We start from the raw sequence: 18,864 nt of genomic DNA, 5'->3' as shown, positions 1-18,864 counted from the left end.
CAAATCATCCTTTAATAGAAATTAATTAAAATCTTTTAATCGGGTTTGTTTTCTAATAATTTATTTAATAGCAATTCTAGATTTACGGTTGCAAAAGATGAACTGTAATCTGATAATCCATACGGAATAATCAGTTCTCCATTGCTAATAATAGATCCGCAGGAATAAACCACATTAGGAACATAACCCTCACGTTCATCGTTATTCGGAATAATTAGCGGTTCTTTTAAATGACCGATTTCCTTACTGGGATCTTCTAAATCCAGCAAGCTCACACCTATGCAATATCTTCTCATAGGCCCTACTCCATGCGTAATTACAATCCAGCCCTTATCAGTTTCAATTGGCGAGCCACAGTTTCCTATTTGTACCAGTTCCCAATCGTATCTAGGTTGCTTAAGCAAAATCGGGTTTTCCCAAACATTTACTTTATCAGAGAACATCAGGTAATTATTCCAGCCATCAATTCGGCTCATCATTACATATTTGCCTTTAATTTTTCTTGGGAATAATGCTAAATTTTTATTTTGTGCACCATCACCATAAAGCGGAATAACCTTAAATTCATAAAAATCATCCGTTTGTACTAGTTTTGGAATAATCAATGATCCATCGAAGGCCGTATATGTTGCGTAATATAAAACCTTTCCATCTTCCTTAATAAACTTAACAAATCGGGCATCTTCAATTCCCTTACGTTCAAATTCTGAAATTGGAAAAATTACACGGTCAGAAATATCGGTATCCTTTGAGAAGCTTATCGTATGATATGTATCTGATAGCCAAAGTACTTTATCATATTCAACCAGGCGTGTCGGATTTTCTTTGTGTAAAGTTTTAGAATCTTTTATGATGTTACTTAAACTTGTGTATTCAAACTTATCGTCTAATTTAGATTCTACTTCTTCTAAAACTGAAGGATCTATTTGTGCATAGGCAGCCTTTTTAAAAAAAAGTTTTTTAACATAAATGGCATTTTTTACCACTTCGGCTTCATCAACATAATTTCCAACCGGTAAAACCTGAATATTATTTTTGGCATCTATCAACGCTCGCCTAAATACAATTGAGGAAATATGACCTTCACCAACAGCTCTAAAGCTAATAATTACTCTTTTTTCACCTTCAACTAAATCCGTTTGATCTGGATCATCAACAATACTTGGATTAAAAAATGCCGCTGATTCTATTGAATATTCGTGGGTAAAATAGGCACCAATTAAAAGTTTGGTATAAGGCTCGATATCTTCAAAGTCTACTCCTAAGACAGCAAATTGCTTTTTTAATTTTTTACAATGCCTGGTAAGTATTTTGGTGATGTTTCTGTGCCGCTTAGAATATTCCTGCAGGATTGGCGAGATTAGCGAAAAAACCTTTTCATCTGAAAATTGCAGAACTTTTTTAATTACTTCTAATGCCCTTTCTTCGCCATTAAAAAAAAACCTGGCTATTACACGTTTGGTATCTGGGTTAACTTTAACGGGTTTACGTTCTATATATAATCTCATTATTTAAGCTGTTTTGGTTTATGGACGATTTATAACTAATCAAAAATTTCATTTCGTATAAGTAACGAAATTTAAGTAATAATTGTTTACAAATTTCTGTTTTAACCTTTTAAAAAACGTATAATCCATCTTTAACAAAGTTGATTAAAATCTCTACCTTTAAATTTATCTTATACCAAAAAATTTACTTCAGAATGCTTGATTTCAATTTACCTAAAAACATTATTCCAGCTAATGAAGAAGCTCGATTGAAAAAGCTTCATGAATATGAAATACTAGATACACCGGCAGAAAATGGCTTTAATTATATTGCCCTATTGGCCAAGGGAATTTTTAATGCTGATAATGCATATGTTGCCTTTATTGATGATGAACGGGTATTTTTAAAAGCAAATGCAAAAAATCAAGAATCGGGAGAAATTAAAAGAAGTGAAAGCTTTTGTACTTTGGCCATTCTAAAGAAAAACATTACCGTATTTGAAGATGCAAGTGCCATATCTGGCTTTATGCAAAACCCCTATGTAAAAAGTGGCGAAATTCGTTTTTATGCGAGCTCGCCAATTGTGACAGCAGATGGCTATACCATCGGTACTGTTAGTGTAACAGATATCGCTCCAAAAACACCTACCGATCATCAATTGGATATGCTTCGATTATTATCTAAAATGGTTTTGGATAAACTGGAGAACCGATTAGCCATAAGAAAATCGCTTAGGGCGCACGACGATCGATTACATATGTTGGTACATGATTTAAAAAATCCAATGACAACCATTTCGCTTCAATCTGAGTTGGCTGGAAGAATTCCTGGCGTAGATGAAAAAGTTCATCTAATTGCTGGGAAGATAAATCAGCAATCTAAAACGATGATAGATAATTTGAATTTTATTTTAAGCGCTGCCAGAAGAGAAAAAGAAACCTTTAAGATGCAAAAAATTAAGGTTGATTTAAAGATGATAATTGACCAAGTCTTAAAAGATTTTTATACATCAGCTACCAATAAGAATCAAAATATTGTTGCCAACTTAAACGAACCGATTGAAATTTATGGCGATGAAAATAAATTAAAGCAAGTTTTTAGCAGTCTCATAGAGAATTCCATCAAGTTTTCGCATGTTGGAAAAGATATTGAAATTTCTATTTCCTCACATGAAAACCTAGTGACGGTTTCTATTAAAGATTACGGAAGAGGATTATCGACAAGCGATTTAGAAAGATTATTTGTAAAATTTGCAAACCTAACTTCCAACCCAACTGCATTCGAAGATTCGCATGGTTTGGGTTTATCAACCGTAAAAATGCTCGTTGATATGCATAAAGGAAAAGTTTGGGCAGAAAGCGAAGGACAGAATTTGGGCAGTACTTTTTATGTAGAACTGCCAATTAAATAATTGGATCAATAAGTTCTGCAAGTTTCATTTCTTCTAAAACAATACGTTCTGAATCACCAATACGCAGAAAAGACCATTTTATTAGCCGAATAATACCAGCTTCAATTTCAATTCCGGTTATATCACCATCGCTAAAGCAACAGCATCCACTGTTAAAATAGCCTGGTTTATATTTTCTAAATCTCGGTGCCTTATCCCCTTCTTTGATTCTTTTGTGCAATTCTGCATTCAAAAAATAAAGCTGTTCCTTATCATTATCTTTTTTAGCCTGCCTTAATTTAATGTAGATTCTTTCTAGATGTGTTAGTGAGGCAAAAACAGGTTGATGGGTATGCCCGGTAATCAAAGCCATGTTTTTCTTACTCGCCACCCAACTGTACATCATGGTATTGTGTGCCGTTTTTAACTGATTATCGTAGGCCGGAGTATTCGGATTGATCTGCAGGTAAGATTGAAAAGGTGCCCAGATGGTACTTACAAACCATTTGCTAAACCAATTTCCATCACTTTGCAAATCACCTTGATGACCGTGAGTAAGAAAGATATCCAAAGTTTGATTATCTATTGTGGCTCTTAAAATAGCACCTTCAAAAATTGGAATTTTCTGTCCATATATCCGATTTAAATTAAATCCTGCCAGCGGATCGTTATCCCAATATAAATCATGGTTTCCAAAAATTTTAGTAAAAGCATTCCTCATTATAAAGGCTTTTTCACACTCAAAGGTATTTTTGTTATGTTTAATTACCGATTCAAGCAGATTCTCCCAAAGCTCTTCGCTATCACCTAAATTAATGTATCTAAAATCTTCCTTATTATAATGTTCTAGTGCTACCAAATAATTTTTTTCAGCTAGCGCAAAATCATCTGCATAATCTCGAGCCCCTTTATGTTGGTCAGAAAGTACAATGTATTTATCTTGATCTGCAAGGTTAAAAATTAAACCACGTTTGCCAGGTTCGGCATTAATTGTTTTATAAAGCTTGTTTAATGCATCATGAATTCTTCGTTTATTGGGCCTTGAGCCATATTTGTTGGTCATCCTGATAATCCAACTACTTAACCAACGTTGTAATAATTTTCGCATTAAGGGCTTTAGCTTTAAAATTTAGGCGCAATGCCAAAATAACAAAAATTGGCAGTAATCGTTTTAAAAGATTGTTTCGATGTAATATTTAGAAAAGCAAAACCTGTAATCCTTTTGTTTTTACAGTCCCGTTTTCCGCTAAATCCCCAATTAAAAGAATTGGGGGATATCGCTTCATCCGGGTTTAGATAAAAATTGGTCATTCGAAATATTTAAGGTAGTGCGCAAATTGCCTAAACATTGCCATTTCAAAAATAATTACTAAATTTGTTAGTATTGAAACGATCGGGAAGCACAGATTTACCTTTGCATTACGGCCATGTTCCTCCTTGGCTTGCACAGCGTATGGCCAAATTGGGTTTAGCCATAACCGAGGCTATTCTGGTAGAATACGGCAAAGCCGAAGTCATCCGAAGACTCAGTAATCCATTCTGGTTCCAAAGTTTAGGTGCGGTAATGGGCATGGATTGGCATTCATCAGGCATAACAACTTCTGTTATGGGTGCTCTAAAAAAATCAATCAATCCGTTATCAAAAGAGCTCGGTATTTACATTTGTGGTGGCAAAGGAAATATAGTCGCGAAACGCCAAGTGAGCTTCTAAAAATTGCAGAAAAAACTGGCTTAAACGGGAATGAACTTGTCCGCTCCAGTAAACTGAGTGCAAAGGTAGATAACACTGCTGTTCAAGATGGATTTCAACTTTATCTCCACAGTTTTATTTTAAGCAATGATGGCGATTGGGCCGTAGTGCAGCAAGGAATGAGTAATAATAGTTCTACTGCAAGGCGTTACCATTGGCACTCTGAAAACTTAAAATCTTTTGTTGAGGAACCGCATACCGGAATCTGTGGCATCAATCAAGGACAAATTTTAAACCTTACTTCTAATGATGCCAAAGTAACAAGAGCAAGTATGTTGGGCATTACAGAAGAATCGCCAACCAGAATGCTTGCAGAGATTCAAAAATTGGTGATGCCACATCACCATGAAGTAAAAGCCAAAGATGTCGATCTTAAACGTTTAGGTAGTATTTTATGGCTGGCACAGGAGAAAAAACCATCAGATTTTGAAGCGCTTTTATTATTGGATGGTATGGGACCGCGAACTTTGCAATCAATGGCATTGGTTAGCGAGGTTATCTATGGTACCCCCTCCAGGTTTTCAGATCCTGCCCGCTATTCATTTGCGCATGGTGGTAAAGATGGGCATCCATTTCCCGTACCTATAAATGTTTACGATGAAACGATTAGTGTTTTGCAAAAGGCTGTGGAAAAAGCAAAAATTGGCAACAACGATAAACAGCAGGCCATAAAATCTTTGCATCAAATCGCAAAAAACGCCGAAAAAGACTTTTTGCCTAATATGAATTTTGATAACCTAATTGAAAAAGAAAGAGCTGAAAGCTGGAAGTACGGCGGCAGAACAGTTTTTGGTAAAGAGAAGCCACCAAAAGATGAACAGTTGAAGTTGTTTTAATCGTTGAGATAGAATAAATCCTGAATTTAGTTCAGCATGAGGACCGTTATACTTTCGGGTGCTATCCTCACCAATCGAACCATAATGATTAACTCAATTGATTAATGCAGCCAGATAAAAAATATTGCTTCTTGATTTCGACCGTTTTAACAAAAAAGGTCGTGGCATACACCACGACCTAAAAAATATAATATTTAAACCTGTAATTAAGCGTAAGCTACTGCATCCCTTGATGCCAATTTAGTTGTTCCCATTAGGTATTCATCAACCTTTCTGGCGGCTTCCCTACCTTCTGAAATTGCCCAAACCACTAAAGATTGTCCGCGACGAGCATCGCCGGCAGCAAAAATCTTCGCAATATTGGTTTGGTAGGTATGCTCTGAAGCATTCACATTTCCACGGTTATCCAATTCAATACCAAGTTTTTCTATTAAGCCTTCTTTCTGCGGGTGTAAGAAACCCATTGCTAAAAGAACCAATTCGCATGGTAAATCTCTCTCAGTGCCAGCAACTTCGGTAAATTTTACCGGTCTGCCATTAGCATCAATTTCCCATTCTACATCAACAACTTTTAAAGCTTTTAAATTTCCATTTTCATCAGCTATAAAGTTTTTGGTATTAACCGACCAGGCTCTTTGCGCACCTTCTTCATGGGAAGAAGTATTTTTCAATAGCATTGGATAAGTTGGCCATGGCATATTTGAACTTCTGGTTTGCGGTGGCATTGGCATAATTTCGAACTGGGTTACCGATTTTGCACCATGACGGTTAGAAGTACCAATACAATCTGAACCTGTATCGCCACCACCGATTACGATTACATTTTTACCTGTAGCCAAAATATCTTCTACCACAACTTCTCTATTGGCAACACGTTTGTTTTGTTGTTTTAAGAAATCCATTGCAAAATGAACGCCTTTGGCCGAACGACCCTCGATTGGCAAATCGCGGGGAATTGTTGAGCCACCAGCCAAAACCAGTGCATTAAAATCTCTCAATAATGTGCTGATTTCTACGTTCTCGCCAACGTTGGCATTGCATTTAAATACGATTCCTTCTTCTTTCATTAAATCGATACGACGATCGATTACATTTTTCTGAAGTTTAAAATCTGGAATTCCATATCTTAACAAACCTCCAGGTGCATCATCGCGTTCAAATACAGTAACCTCATGGCCAGCTTTATTCAATTGAGCTGCAGCCGCTAAACCCGCAGGTCCAGAACCAATTACGGCAACTTTTTTACCCGTTCTAATAAGTGGAGCTTTTGCTTTGATGTAACCTTTTTCAAAGGCAATTTCTATAATGTGTTTCTCAATTTCTTCAATAGAAACCGGCGGACGATTTATGCCCAAAACACATGCAGATTCGCACGGAGCAGGACAAATTCTTCCTGTAAATTCAGGGAAATTATTTGTACTTAATAAAATATTAGCAGCCTGCTCCCACTTGCCTTGGTACACAGCATCGTTAAATTCCGGAATCACATTACCTAAAGGGCAACCCGATTGACAGAAAGGAACACCACAATCCATGCATCGTGCAGCTTGTCTGTTTAATTCTTGTGAAGGCAATTCATTTAAAAATTCCCCATAATGTTTTACTCGAGTTGTAGCCTCTTCTCTAGTGGGCGCAACTCTATCGTATTCTTGAAATCCTGTTACTTTTCCCATGGCTTAGTGCGTTTTTACTTGTTGATTACGTTTGGCTAAAACTGCTTTGTATTCTTTAGGGAATACTTTTACGAAATGATTAGATTGAGTTTTCCAATCGCTTAAGATAAATTCAGCTACTTTACTATCTGTCAATCGAATATGAGTTTTAAGTAAAGCCAGAATGCGTTCTTCATCTTCAGCTTGTAGAGGATCAAGATCAACCATTTCCTTATTGCATTTGCGGGCAAAAGTTCTATTTGGATCATAAATCCAAGCCACTCCACCGCTCATGCCGGCTGCGAAGTTACTTCCCGTATCTCCAAGAATAAGTACTTCACCACCAGTCATATATTCACAACCGTGATCGCCAACGCCTTCTACAACAGCAGTTGCACCAGAATTACGAACAGCGAAACGTTCACCAGCTTTACCACGAGCGAATAGCTCACCAGAAGTTGCTCCATAAAGTGCTACGTTACCTATAATAATATTTTGCTCTGGAATAAATGTTGAATTTGAGAATGGATAAATTGCTAAACGAGCACCAGATAATCCTTTACCAACATAATCATTTGCTTCGCCTTCTAGTGATAATGTAACACCACGCGTATTGAATGCACCAAAACTTTGTCCGGCAGAACCCACAAACTTAAAGTTTATGGTATCTGGAGGTAAACCGGCACCTAAATGTACTTTCGAAATCTCGTTAGATAGCATTGTACCCAAAGAACGATCTGTATTTTTAACATTGAAACTTGCAAAAACAGGCTCGTTGTTAGCAATTGCAGGTTGTGCAGCTGCGATTAATTGATGATCTAAAACATGTTCCAAACCATGATCCTGTCCTTCGGTATTAAATAATGGCAAACCATTATCTTCTGCTTTGAAAAGAATTGCTGATAAATCCAAATATTTCAATTTCCAGTCTTCACTAGGCAACTCGCGTACTTTTAATATATCAGCCTGGCCGATCATTTCATGAATGGTTCTGAAACCAAGCTCAGCCATAATCTCACGTAATTCTTCTGCCAAGAAATGAAATAGATTTACAACGTGATCTGCATCGCCACTAAACAATTTTCTTAATTCAGGATCTTGAGTTGCTACACCAACAGGACAAGTATTTAAATGACACTTACGCATCATGATACAGCCTGCAGTTACTAAAGCAGCTGTTGCTACACCCCATTCTTCGGCACCCAATAAAGCTGCAATAGCTATATCTCTTCCTGTTTTTAATTGACCATCGGTTTGTAAAACGATACGGTTGCGCAGTTTATTTTTAACTAAGGTTTGATGCGCTTCAGCCAAACCAAGCTCCCAAGGAAGGCCAGCATGTTGAATAGAAGTTAATGGTGAAGCACCTGTACCGCCATCAAAGCCCGAAACCAAGATCACATCGGCATGTGCCTTCGCAACACCTGCTGCAATGGTTCCAACACCGGCTTTAGATACCAACTTAACGTTAATTCTGGCAGCACGATTGGCATTCTTCAGATCATAAATGAGTTGAGCCAAATCCTCAATCGAATAAATATCATGGTGTGGAGGAGGAGAAATTAAACCCACTCCAGGTGTAGAGTGACGAACTTTTGCAATCCAGTCATCCACCTTGTGGCCAGGCAATTGACCGCCTTCACCAGGTTTAGCACCTTGAGCCATTTTAATCTGCAACTCATCCGCATTGGTTAAATAATAACTGGTTACACCAAAACGTGCCGATGCAACCTGTTTAATGGCCGAACGCATACTATCACCATTTTCCATCTTGGTGTAGCGCATTTCATCTTCACCACCCTCTCCAGTATTGCTTTTTCCACCAATGCGGTTCATCGCGATAGCTAAAGTAGAGTGTGCCTCATGAGAGATGGAACCGAACGACATGGCTCCAGTTGCAAATCTTTTTAGGATGGCCTCTGTCGATTCAACCTCGTTTAATGGTACAGATGGACGACTGTAATCAAACTCAAACAATCCACGGATGGTGTAAGCTTGCTGAGTTTGCTCATTAACCAGTTTAGAATATTGTTTAAAGATATTGTAATCGTTTTTACGGGTTGCATTTTGCAACAAGTGGATGGTTTGCGGATTGAATAAATGTGCTTCACCTCTACGACGGAATTTATAAGTTCCACCTGCTGGGAGTAGATTTTCAGTTTGGGTTGCCGGTCCGAAACTGCGGTGATGTTTAATCAGTGTTTCTTTTGCAATTTCATCCAATCCCAATCCACCGATACGAGAAACTGCACCCGTGAAATAGGTATTAACCACTTGTTTATTTAGTCCTAAAATTTCAAAAATCTGTGCTCCCTGATAAGATTGTAGGGTTGAAATACCCATTTTAGAGAAGATTTTTAACAAACCACTGTTAACCGCATAGATATAATTTTTAGTTAACTGCTCATTTGATAAGCCAGATTCTTCTTGAAAACCATTAATGGTTTCCAAAGCCAAATAAGGATTAATGGCCGTAACACCAAAGCCCAGTAGAGTCGCAAAATGATGAACTTCCCAGATGTCTCCACCTTCGATTACAATTCCGACAGCACCACGATATCCCTTACGAATTAAATGGTGATGAACGGCTGAAACAGCTAATAAAGATGGCATGGCAGCATGTTCAGAATCAATTGCTCTATCTGTTAATACAATTACCTGAAAACCGTCTTCAACAGCATCTACAGCATAACGGCACAAACGATCCAAAGCCTTTGCCATAGCGCCTGGTTTACCATCTGCTCTAAAATAGGTTTGTAAGGTCTTAGCTTGGAAAACGCCGGTATCTATACTCCTTAATTTCTCTAATTCTTGATTGGTTAAAATAGGATGCTTAATGGCCACACAGTGCGACTGCAAAGGATTTTCTTCCAATAAGTTCCCATTGCTTCCCATAAAACTCGCCAAACTCATCACCACTTTCTCTCGAATTGGGTCAATTGGTGGGTTGGTTACCTGAGCAAATAACTGTTTAAAATAGTTGGATAAATGTTGAGGACGTTTTGATAAAATTGCCAGTGGTGAATCTGTGCCCATCGAACCAATTGGCTCTTTGGCTTCGATAGCCATGGGTTTTAGCAAAAGATCGATATCTTCTCTACTGTAACCAAAAACCTGTTGGTATTTAAAGATAGACTCTTCAGATAAACCCGTAAACATTACTCTTGGCTCAGGCAATTCTTCCAATCGGATTTGATATTGATTAATCCAATCTGCGTAAGGGCTTTTGCCACAAACTTGCTGTTTTATTTCGTTATCGCTGATTATTCTACCTTGCTCCATGTCTACAACAAACATTTTGCCGGGCGTTAAACGACCTTTTTCTATAATTGTACTTTGATCAATTGCCAAAGCACCAGCTTCAGAGGCCATAATTACGCGGTCATCAGATGTGATGGCATATCGAGAAGGGCGTAAACCATTACGATCTAAGGTAGCTCCAATTAATTTCCCATCAGTAAAAGCAATTGCTGCTGGACCATCCCAAGGCTCCATCAAGGTAGCATGGAATTCATAAAATGCCCTTTTTACTGGATCCATATCTTCGTTTCCATCCCAAGCCTCAGGAACCAACATCATTAAAACATGAGGAAGTGTTCGGCCTGCATGAAGCAATAATTCAATTACATTATCTAAGCAACCTGAATCTGAATTGGTTTCATCAATAACCGGAAGTAACATATCCAATTCTTCTGGAGTAAAATATGCAGATGCAAAGGATTTAACCCCGGCTCTAAACCAGTTTAAATTTCCCTGTAAGGTATTGATTTCGCCATTGTGTGCAATAAAGCGGAACGGTTGAGCCAAGCGCCACGATGGGAAAGTATTGGTTGCAAAGCGAGAATGAACCAAACCTAAAGCCGACACCATTCGTTTATCGCTTAAATCGGTAAAGTATGTACGTACTTGTAAAGATGTAAGCTGACCTTTATATATGATTGTTTGTGCAGAAAGCGAAACGATGTAAAAATCTTTGCCACCGTGAACTGTATTTACGATGAGCTTAATTAAGTAATTTTTAAAGATGTAAAGCTTGCGTTCGAAATCGGCACCGGGTGCCACTGCATACGGACGAGCAATAAAAACCTGCTCAATTTCTGGCTCTACTGAAAGCGCCATATTACCAATATCAGTGGTATCCACATCAACCTTTCTAAAACCTAGAATCTCTAGTCCTAGTTTTTCGGCTGCACGATAAATTAATTCTCTGCATTCCTCTCTTGATCGAATATCTTTAGGCATAAAAAGCATACCTACACCATAATTATTGGTTTCTGGTAGACTAAAGCCGGCCTTTAAACATTCATCGTAAAAAAATTCGTGAGGAATCTGTAGCATAATACCAGCACCATCGCCTGTATTTGGTTCTGCACCACAAGCTCCCCTGTGATCTAAATTCTCTAAAATAGTAAGCGCATCGGAGATAATTTGGTGTGATTTTCGCCCTTTCACATGCGCCACAAACCCAATACCGCAGGCATCGTGTTCAAATTGCGCATCATACAATCCACTGTTTGGTTTCATTCTTTGCTCGTTAGTTGTTAGTGTATAGGAAACACTAAGATAAAAAAAATGGAGCGCAAATTATAGAGTTAATATAATTTTTAGAATAATTTTAGTTTTAATGCAACAACTAAATTATAATTTAAAATATTGTTAACAAAAACCTAATATAAATATAAAATCGATAAAATTAAAAACACCCTTAAAAAGTTGGTTTTTGCTCAATTACTACAGTTAGAGATATATAAAATATATTTACTTATAAATTTATCATTTATAAATAAAAACAAAAGACTGTTCATGAGATTTCCGCCTAATCTTTAAAATTTTACAAGAACACTTACAGAATGTGATTTTTAAGCAATAATTAAATTTTATTATTTTATTAATCAGCAACATAGCCAATATACTAAAAAAATTAAAAAAATGCATTTTGCAAAACCACTTGTTTTGCTACCTTTGTGGCGGGCAAGTCTTTTACGACCAGCTCCCTTTGAACTCCCCCAGGGTGGGAACACAGCAAGGGTAGAAGGTTGTAGCGGTGCGATAGAAGGTGCTTGCCCTTTTTTTTACCCCCTAATCCCCTGAAGGGGGAATATTAAATTCTTCAGGGGTTCTAACAAAGAACCTAATTATCATTTTAAGAATTTATAAGCATGAAATTTTTCATTGACACAGCTAATCTTGATCAAATCAGAGAAGCACAAGATCTTGGCATTTTAGATGGCGTAACCACCAACCCTAGCTTAATGGCTAAAGAAGGTATTACCGGCGAACAAAATGTAATTAACCACTACAAAGCGATTTGCGATATTGTTGATAACAATGTAAGTGCTGAAGTTATTGCGACAACATTTGATGAGATTGTTAAAGAAGGTGAAGCCTTAGCTGCATTAAACCCGAAAATTGTTGTTAAAGTTCCAATGATTAAAGATGGTGTTAAAGCCATTAAATATTTCTCTTCGAAAGGGATTAAAACCAACTGTACATTAATTTTCTCTGCCGGACAGGCATTATTGGCGGCCAAAGCTGGAGCAACTTATGTATCTCCGTTTTTAGGTCGCTTGGATGATATTTCTAGCGATGGCTTGGTTTTAATTGAGGATATCAGGACTATTTTTGATAACTACGGTTACGAGACTCAAATTTTAGCCGCATCGATCCGTGGTCCGTTGCACATTGTAAACTGCGCTAAATTAGGTGCTGATGTAATTACGGCTCCTTTAGCTGCAATTGTTGGTTTATTAAAACATCCACTTACAGATAGTGGCTTAGCAACTTTCTTGGCAGATCATGCGAAGGCTGCTGGAAAATAAAACTTTAAAAAAATTATAATTAAAGCTCGAATCAAATGATTTGGGCTTTTTTTTTGTTTAATCAACTTGCGAAATTTCGTAGGGTTGAGCGTGGCAAAATTTCGTCAGTTTCTTAAATCTTAGACTGACGAAGTTTTCCCTGCACGCTGGTCTTTAAAACTTCGTAAGTCGATTTTATTTCATAAGGCAAAATTCCGTCCGTTTCTTAAATCTTAAAGACTGACGAAGTTTCCCTGCACGCTGGACTTTAAAACTTCGTAAGTCGATTTTATTTTGAAAGCGCTTCCTTAATTTTATCGTAATCAATCTGTTCGTCAGGCTCAATTAATATGCCTTTTACTCCTGCCCCATTGGCCGCCTCTACGTCCCTGGGCTTATCACCAATCATAATAGATTGTGATGGATCAATATCAAATTTTTCAATCGCATCTAAAAGCATTCCCGAGGCAGGCTTACGACATTTACATTCGCCACCAACAGTTGGATGGTGTGGGCAGTAATAAAAATAGGCTATATCTGCACCCATTTCTACAAATGCCGCTTTTAACATTTGATGCATGGTAGCCAGTTCTTCTTCAGTGTATCTCTTTAAAGCAATACCTCCCTGGTTGGTAATTACGATTAATAAATAACCATCGTCAAAAAATTTCTTTAAAACCGGAATTTGATATTCGAGAATTTTAAAATCTTCTACTCGACAGATGTAATCGTAAATTTCGTGATTAAGAACACCATCACGATCAAGGAAAATAGCTTTATTCATAAATGTAAATTTTAAACGGATGAATCAGATTTTATCTGTATTGTGCCAAAAATAGGTAAAATTTATGGGCATAGAAAGCTCACAATTGGTAGTTTAAAATCGAATTTTACATCTCTAAAAAAGGTTATTTATTCAAATGCAATCCAACTTTATGCCCCCTAATTGCAAAGAATAGGATGTATAAATAGCAGGGCATAACGGTTATGAAATAGGAAAGCTGAAAATTCAAATGAAGATGATCTTTAACATAAGCATAAAGCAAAGGCCAAATTGCACCACCTGCTATTCCCATAATCATAATGGCAGAGCCGGTTTTAGTAAATTTGCCTAAATGACTAATTCCCAACGGAAAAATTGCAGGCCACATTAAAGAATTGGCCAATCCCAATAATGCAATAAAAATTACTGAGGTATAACCTGAAGTTAAGTAAGCAATGATGGTAAAAATTATTCCCAGAAGGGCGCAAATTCTTAATGCAAAATGTTGCGAAATATATTTTGGAATCGTAATAATCCCGATGATATAACCAATCAACATACTTGAGAGTGTTAGAGCTGTGAAATACTTGCTAATGTCTGGACTTATACCCAGCGCCTTGCCGTAAACACCAATAATATCTCCAGCCATTACTTCTGCAGCTACGTACACAAAAATACATAAGGCGCCTAGAAACAAATGTGGAAACTGAAAAATACTATTGTGCCGAACAACTGCACCAACGGTTTCATCTAGTACATCTTCCTCTACATTAACTTCAGGCAAATCTGTATACTTAATAACTAAAGCAAACAAACAAAATACAATAGCCAGAACAACATAGGGCGTATTTACTCGACTTAAAACATCATTCAGCAATTGTTCTTTTATCAAACCTTTAGCCAGTTCAATTTTCTTCTCTATTGCTGAGGCATTTTTCAAGAATAGGGTTCCCATAATAAATGGGACGATAATACCAGCAAATTTATTGCAGATGCCCGCTATGCTAATTCTTTTTGCCGCACTTTCTATGGGACCAATAATGGTTAGGTATGGATTAGATGCCGTTTGTAGTAAAGCTAAAGCGGCGCCTTGAATAAAAATTCCAGTTAAGAATAAACCAAAAGTTCTGGTTTGTGCTGCAGGAATAAACAGTAACGAACCTGCACCCAAAATCAATAATCCCAGAATAATTCCATTTTTAAAGCCCGTTTTTTTTAAGATCCATGAGGCAGGTAGTGATAAAAAGAAATAAACAATGTATGATGCAAAGGTGACCAGAAAAGCTTGAATATCCGACAATCCAAAAGATAACTTAAAGAATGGAATCAGCGTTCCGTTGGCCCAGGTTACAAAGCCAAAAATGAAAAATAATCCGCAAATAATAACGAGTGGCTTAGGGCCCTGAGTTTGCCCTTGAGTTAAAGTATTCGGCATGAAATGTTGGTTTAGGTGGTTTTATTTAAATTGACAGCACCAAACTAAACAAATATTTCAGATTATTTTTACTCAAACGTTTGCGTGATTTTTAATTAAATCCCTTGCACACACGGTTTCAATTGGAGCTTACACATCTAAAACCCGTATGTTCCAAACCGGTATCGGTAGAGGTTTTCATTCTAGACGTAACTCGATAACCCTTGCAGTAAGATGCGTTGCACATAAAAGAACCGCCTCGAACCACTTTTTTTGGAATGGTGGGCTCCATTGGATCATAGCTGTCGCCAGGGCCTTGTGGATTATTGCTAACACCACTCAAAGAGGCATAGTAATCTGGGCGATACCAATCATTGCACCATTCCCAAACATTGCCTGCCATATCGTACAAGCCAAAACCATTGGGCTTAAATTGTTTTACTGCTGCCAAGCCATTAAAACCATCCCAATCTGTATTTTTAAGCGGGAAACTCCCCTGCCAGGTATTCGATTTCGGTTTCCCTTTTTCTATATCCTCATTTCCCCAAGGGTACAAGGCATTATTTAAACCACCGCGGGCGGCATATTCCCATTCTGCTTCAGTTGGTAGTCTTTTGCCTGCCCATTTGCAATAAGCCATTGCATCATCCCAAGAAACGTGTACTACAGGATAATTATCCTTTCCATTGATGTTACTTCTTGTTCCTTGGGGATGTTTCCAATCTGCTCCTTTAACCCAACGCCACCACTGCGATGCATCATTTAAACTGGTAATGCTTTTGGGTTGATAAAAAACCAAAGATGCGGCTACGAAAACACTATCTGCAGGTTTTGGTGTTCCCGCCGGAAGTTGTTTTTTCATTTCTTCCCAATCTGGCTTACGCTCTGCAGTGGTTATGTAGCCTGTTTCTTTTACAAATTTCTTAAAACTTGCATTCGTAACTTCAGTTACATCTATCCAAAAAGATGAGATTTTTACTTTATGTAGCGGATATTCGTCTTCTCGACCTTCCTTGTCTGAAGCGCCCATTCCAAATTCACCCGCTTTAAGATAAACCATTCCATCATGACTCACTTTATTACTCTTAAAACTAGATGTGTCTAAACCTGAGCCATAGCGACTTGGTAAATTCATTTCGCAAGAGGCTAAAGAATCTTTTTTATGTTGTGCTTCAGCATCTTCTTTATTTGAAGTTGAGGAACAGGCAAAAATAAATAGGGTTAGAAAAATATAAAGGAAGCTCAGGCATTTGGTCATAATCGGGATTCAATTGAAAAATTAGCATAAATCAATAGGCTAAAATTATTAATTATCTTCAGAAAAACAGCCAACAATAATTAATTTGCCTATAAATCAATATAGTAGCTTATTTTAAAAATTTTTATTTGCAGGAAATGCATCAGAACCCTATATTTGCACCACTTTAAAGAAAACGCATAACGTTTTATTAAAGTCGATTCCGTAGCTCAGCTGGTAGAGCATTACACTTTTAATGTAGTGGTCCTGGGTTCGAATCCCAGCGGGATCACGAGATAGCAATATCAAAACGACCTAAAACCCTGCAAATCAAATGATTGCAGGGTTTTGTTTTTTATGCAAAATCCGAAAATGTTCAGGGTTTTTCATATAAAAAGTGCGTCATTCGGCGCGTCTTTTTTCACTCATACCGACTCCCCTTTTTCGCTTTAAGCTGTTGATATCTAGTAGATATCATTGGTTTTTCTGCAATGCTAATTTTGTTTTACCTAAACGTTTTTGATGATGAAAACCAATCTTAGTGTGCTTTACTTTTTAAAAAAGCCGAAAAAATTTGAACCCGGAATCGCTTGTTTTATTTATTTGCGTATCACCGTCGATGGAAAGCGGGCTGAAATGGCAACCAACCGGACCTGCAATCTGGAAAGATGGAACTCGAAAGCAGGTAAAGTCACTGGCAGCAGGCAAGATGATAAGATTCTCAATAGTTATCTGGAAAAGGTAAAGGCCGAAGTGAATGCCCTATACACCAAACTTACTTTGGAGGAAAAGGAAATCACAGCGGAAAGCTTAAAAAACCTGTTCTTAGGCAAGGAAGGAAAGCAATATACCATACTTGATGCATTGGACATTCATAATTCGCGGATGCGCGCCCTGGTTGCAAAGGGTGAATATGCCATAGGAACGATGAAGAGGTTTGAAGTGTTGCGAAGACATTTGATCGCATACCTGGAAAGTAGCTATGGTGAAAGCGATTTTAAAGTTAAAAAAATCGATTACCAGTTTCTAGAAGGTTTTGATTTCTATTTGCGGACAGTTAAGGATAATGGCAATAATACTGCGTCCAAACATCTTAAAAATTTCGGTAAAATCATACGGTTGTGCCTGAATTGGAAATGGATACAACATGATCCTTTTAGGGGCTACAAGTTAAAGACTGCGCCTGTACATAGAGATTACCTCACCCCAGATGAGCTGGATAGAATGGTGACACTGAAAATCACACAGGAATATCTTTCGAAAGTCCTGGATTTCTTTCTTTTCAGCTGTTTTACTGGGCTTTCTTATATAGATGTCAAGCATTTAAAACTTACGGATATTGCACTGGGTGTTGATGGGGAGAAATGGATTTTTATACACCGTGAAAAAACCGATATACGTGTTGCTGTTCCCTTGCTTCCGATAGCGGAGCAGATCCTTTCGAAATATGCAGATCATCCGGCTTGTGTCAATGAAGGCCGAGCTTTACCATTAACCAGCAATCAAAAAATTAATGAATATTTGGTCGACGTAGCTAAACTGGCCGGGATTAACAAAATACTTGGCAACCGTATTGCAAAAAGAACTTTTGGGACAACGGTTACGTTAATGAACGATGTTCCCATCGAGAGTGTATCTAAAATGCTTGGACATACCAATATCCGTACAACCCAGCTTTATGCGAAGATTCTGGATGATAAAGTGGGCAGGGATATGGCAGGGCTCAGAAAGAAATATACAGCGTTGACACATACTGAATGAGAATCCAAACGTTGTTAATAGCCATAATTTTATTAGATAGTTTTTCAACTGCAAATCTACAGCTGAGCCGTCCTAAACCATCAAGGGTTTATAAACTCCGCTTCGCTCCGCCCTTGCTGGTTTGAACGTCCAGCTATGTTATGATAGCATTTGAAACTAATCTAATTTATTATGGTACCTAAACTTTTTAGAAGAGAAAATCTTAATGCTTTCAGAAATGAATATAACCTATGTCAACATGAAGTTCATACCTTCAATGAAATTGTTGAGGCCTCCAATGCCAATGATCTGGAAAAATTAAAATGGTTCACTTTATTTGGAGACAGGATGTATCAGATTTTGTTGAATGTCCATGCTTACCGCAAAGGATTGGAGTTTGGCTTTGAGTTGATAGATTTTGATCGATACGGTTGGCTGAGAAAGCCGGTGTTTCTAGACCAGGAAGAATTAAAACTCGGTATCGTTGAAATGGATCGCTATGGAACATATTCCACAATTACGTTGGGCCATGGTCCAAATGGTATGTGGGCCTATGGCATGAGTATCAATTATGGCACTGCAGGATCTTCTTGCGGTATTTGTGTTCATGACGAGCGGTTTAGTTCCAGGGAAAGCGCCCTTAATGAGGCGCTGATGAAATTAAAGAACAAAATGGAGCTACATGCTGGCGACAGCGACACCGTTAATTATAATCAGAAAATCATTCTGGCAACCTTAAAGAGTATTAAAGCCTTCAAAATAAAACAGGTACAGCTGAGTTTGTTCGCTTAATACA

Annotated in this window: 11 protein-coding genes, 1 tRNA gene, 1 other RNA gene and 1 pseudogene; 7 read left to right on the top strand and 7 right to left on the bottom strand. The window is 37.6% G+C overall.

Translation table 11 applies throughout. The features are described 5' to 3' along the window. Positions 1-35: 35 nt before the first annotated feature. Positions 36-1,508: a glycoside hydrolase family 130 protein gene (locus tag DF947_RS01875; protein WP_109927985.1), complete on the bottom strand. Its 1,473-nt coding sequence runs from the start codon at positions 1,506-1,508 to the stop codon at positions 36-38. A 194-nt stretch (positions 1,509-1,702) separates the two neighbouring features. Here DF947_RS01875 and DF947_RS01870 point away from each other — a divergent pair, with 194 nt between their 5' ends. Then, positions 1,703-2,899 (top strand): GAF domain-containing sensor histidine kinase, encoded by a 1,197-nt coding sequence (locus DF947_RS01870; protein ID WP_109927984.1) that lies wholly within the window; start codon positions 1,703-1,705, stop codon positions 2,897-2,899. Here DF947_RS01870 and DF947_RS01865 read toward each other — a convergent pair. Continuing rightward, positions 2,892-3,986, bottom strand: a complete 1,095-nt coding sequence (locus DF947_RS01865) for a metallophosphoesterase (protein ID WP_109927983.1) — start codon at positions 3,984-3,986, stop codon at positions 2,892-2,894. The two genes, DF947_RS01870 and DF947_RS01865, sit on opposite strands and share 8 nt — an antisense overlap. A gap of 345 nt (positions 3,987-4,331) precedes the next feature. Between DF947_RS01865 and DF947_RS01855 the strand changes: the two are divergent. Continuing rightward, positions 4,332-5,464: pseudogene (locus DF947_RS01855) on the top strand (DUF763 domain-containing protein). A 206-nt stretch (positions 5,465-5,670) separates the two neighbouring features. Here the strand turns inward: DF947_RS01855 and DF947_RS01850 are convergent. Both DF947_RS01850 and gltB read right to left on the bottom strand, forming a co-directional pair. Continuing rightward, entirely contained in the window at positions 5,671-7,137 is a 1,467-nt protein-coding gene (locus DF947_RS01850; protein ID WP_109927981.1) for a glutamate synthase subunit beta, read from the bottom strand. A 3-nt stretch (positions 7,138-7,140) separates the two neighbouring features. Next, positions 7,141-11,640, bottom strand: coding sequence for a glutamate synthase large subunit (gene gltB, locus DF947_RS01845; RefSeq protein WP_109927980.1), 4,500 nt, complete (start codon positions 11,638-11,640; stop codon positions 7,141-7,143). 445 nt (positions 11,641-12,085) lie between these two features. Here gltB and ffs point away from each other — a divergent pair. Further along, positions 12,086-12,185: signal recognition particle sRNA small type (gene ffs / locus DF947_RS01840), an RNA gene on the top strand. 90 nt (positions 12,186-12,275) lie between these two features. After that, positions 12,276-12,935, top strand: a complete 660-nt coding sequence (gene fsa, locus DF947_RS01835) for a fructose-6-phosphate aldolase (RefSeq protein WP_109927979.1) — start codon at positions 12,276-12,278, stop codon at positions 12,933-12,935. A 268-nt stretch (positions 12,936-13,203) separates the two neighbouring features. Here fsa and DF947_RS01830 read toward each other — a convergent pair whose 3' ends face one another. The 3 genes from DF947_RS01830 to DF947_RS01820 form a co-directional block, all read right to left on the bottom strand. Next, on the bottom strand, positions 13,204-13,698 hold the full coding sequence (locus tag DF947_RS01830) for a D-glycero-alpha-D-manno-heptose-1,7-bisphosphate 7-phosphatase (protein ID WP_109927978.1): 495 nt from the start codon (positions 13,696-13,698) through the stop codon (positions 13,204-13,206). A 124-nt stretch (positions 13,699-13,822) separates the two neighbouring features. Continuing rightward, a complete protein-coding gene (locus tag DF947_RS01825; RefSeq protein WP_109927977.1) occupies positions 13,823-15,112 on the bottom strand; it encodes a sugar MFS transporter in 1,290 nt (429 codons plus the stop codon). A 118-nt stretch (positions 15,113-15,230) separates the two neighbouring features. Then, positions 15,231-16,226, bottom strand: coding sequence for a formylglycine-generating enzyme family protein (locus tag DF947_RS01820; RefSeq protein ID WP_240615302.1), 996 nt, complete (start codon positions 16,224-16,226; stop codon positions 15,231-15,233). 321 nt (positions 16,227-16,547) lie between these two features. On the opposite strand from DF947_RS01820, the gene DF947_RS01815 reads away from it, so the two are divergent. The 3 genes from DF947_RS01815 (at position 16,548) to DF947_RS01805 (ending at position 18,860) form a co-directional block, all read left to right on the top strand. Then, positions 16,548-16,620, top strand: a tRNA-Lys gene (locus DF947_RS01815). A gap of 230 nt (positions 16,621-16,850) precedes the next feature. Further along, the gene (locus DF947_RS01810; RefSeq protein ID WP_240615301.1) at positions 16,851-18,089 is read left to right on the top strand and encodes a site-specific integrase; all 1,239 of its coding nucleotides are present in this window, start codon (positions 16,851-16,853) and stop codon (positions 18,087-18,089) included. 171 nt (positions 18,090-18,260) lie between these two features. Further along, a complete protein-coding gene (locus DF947_RS01805; RefSeq protein ID WP_109927974.1) occupies positions 18,261-18,860 on the top strand; it encodes a hypothetical protein in 600 nt (199 codons plus the stop codon). Positions 18,861-18,864: the final 4 nt, after the last annotated feature.

This window comes from Pedobacter paludis (genome assembly GCF_003173575.1).
In the GTDB taxonomy this organism is placed as follows: domain Bacteria; phylum Bacteroidota; class Bacteroidia; order Sphingobacteriales; family Sphingobacteriaceae; genus Pedobacter; species Pedobacter paludis.
The sequence above is the reverse complement of the archived record's forward strand: the minus strand, read 5'-3'. Positions and strand labels throughout refer to the sequence as shown.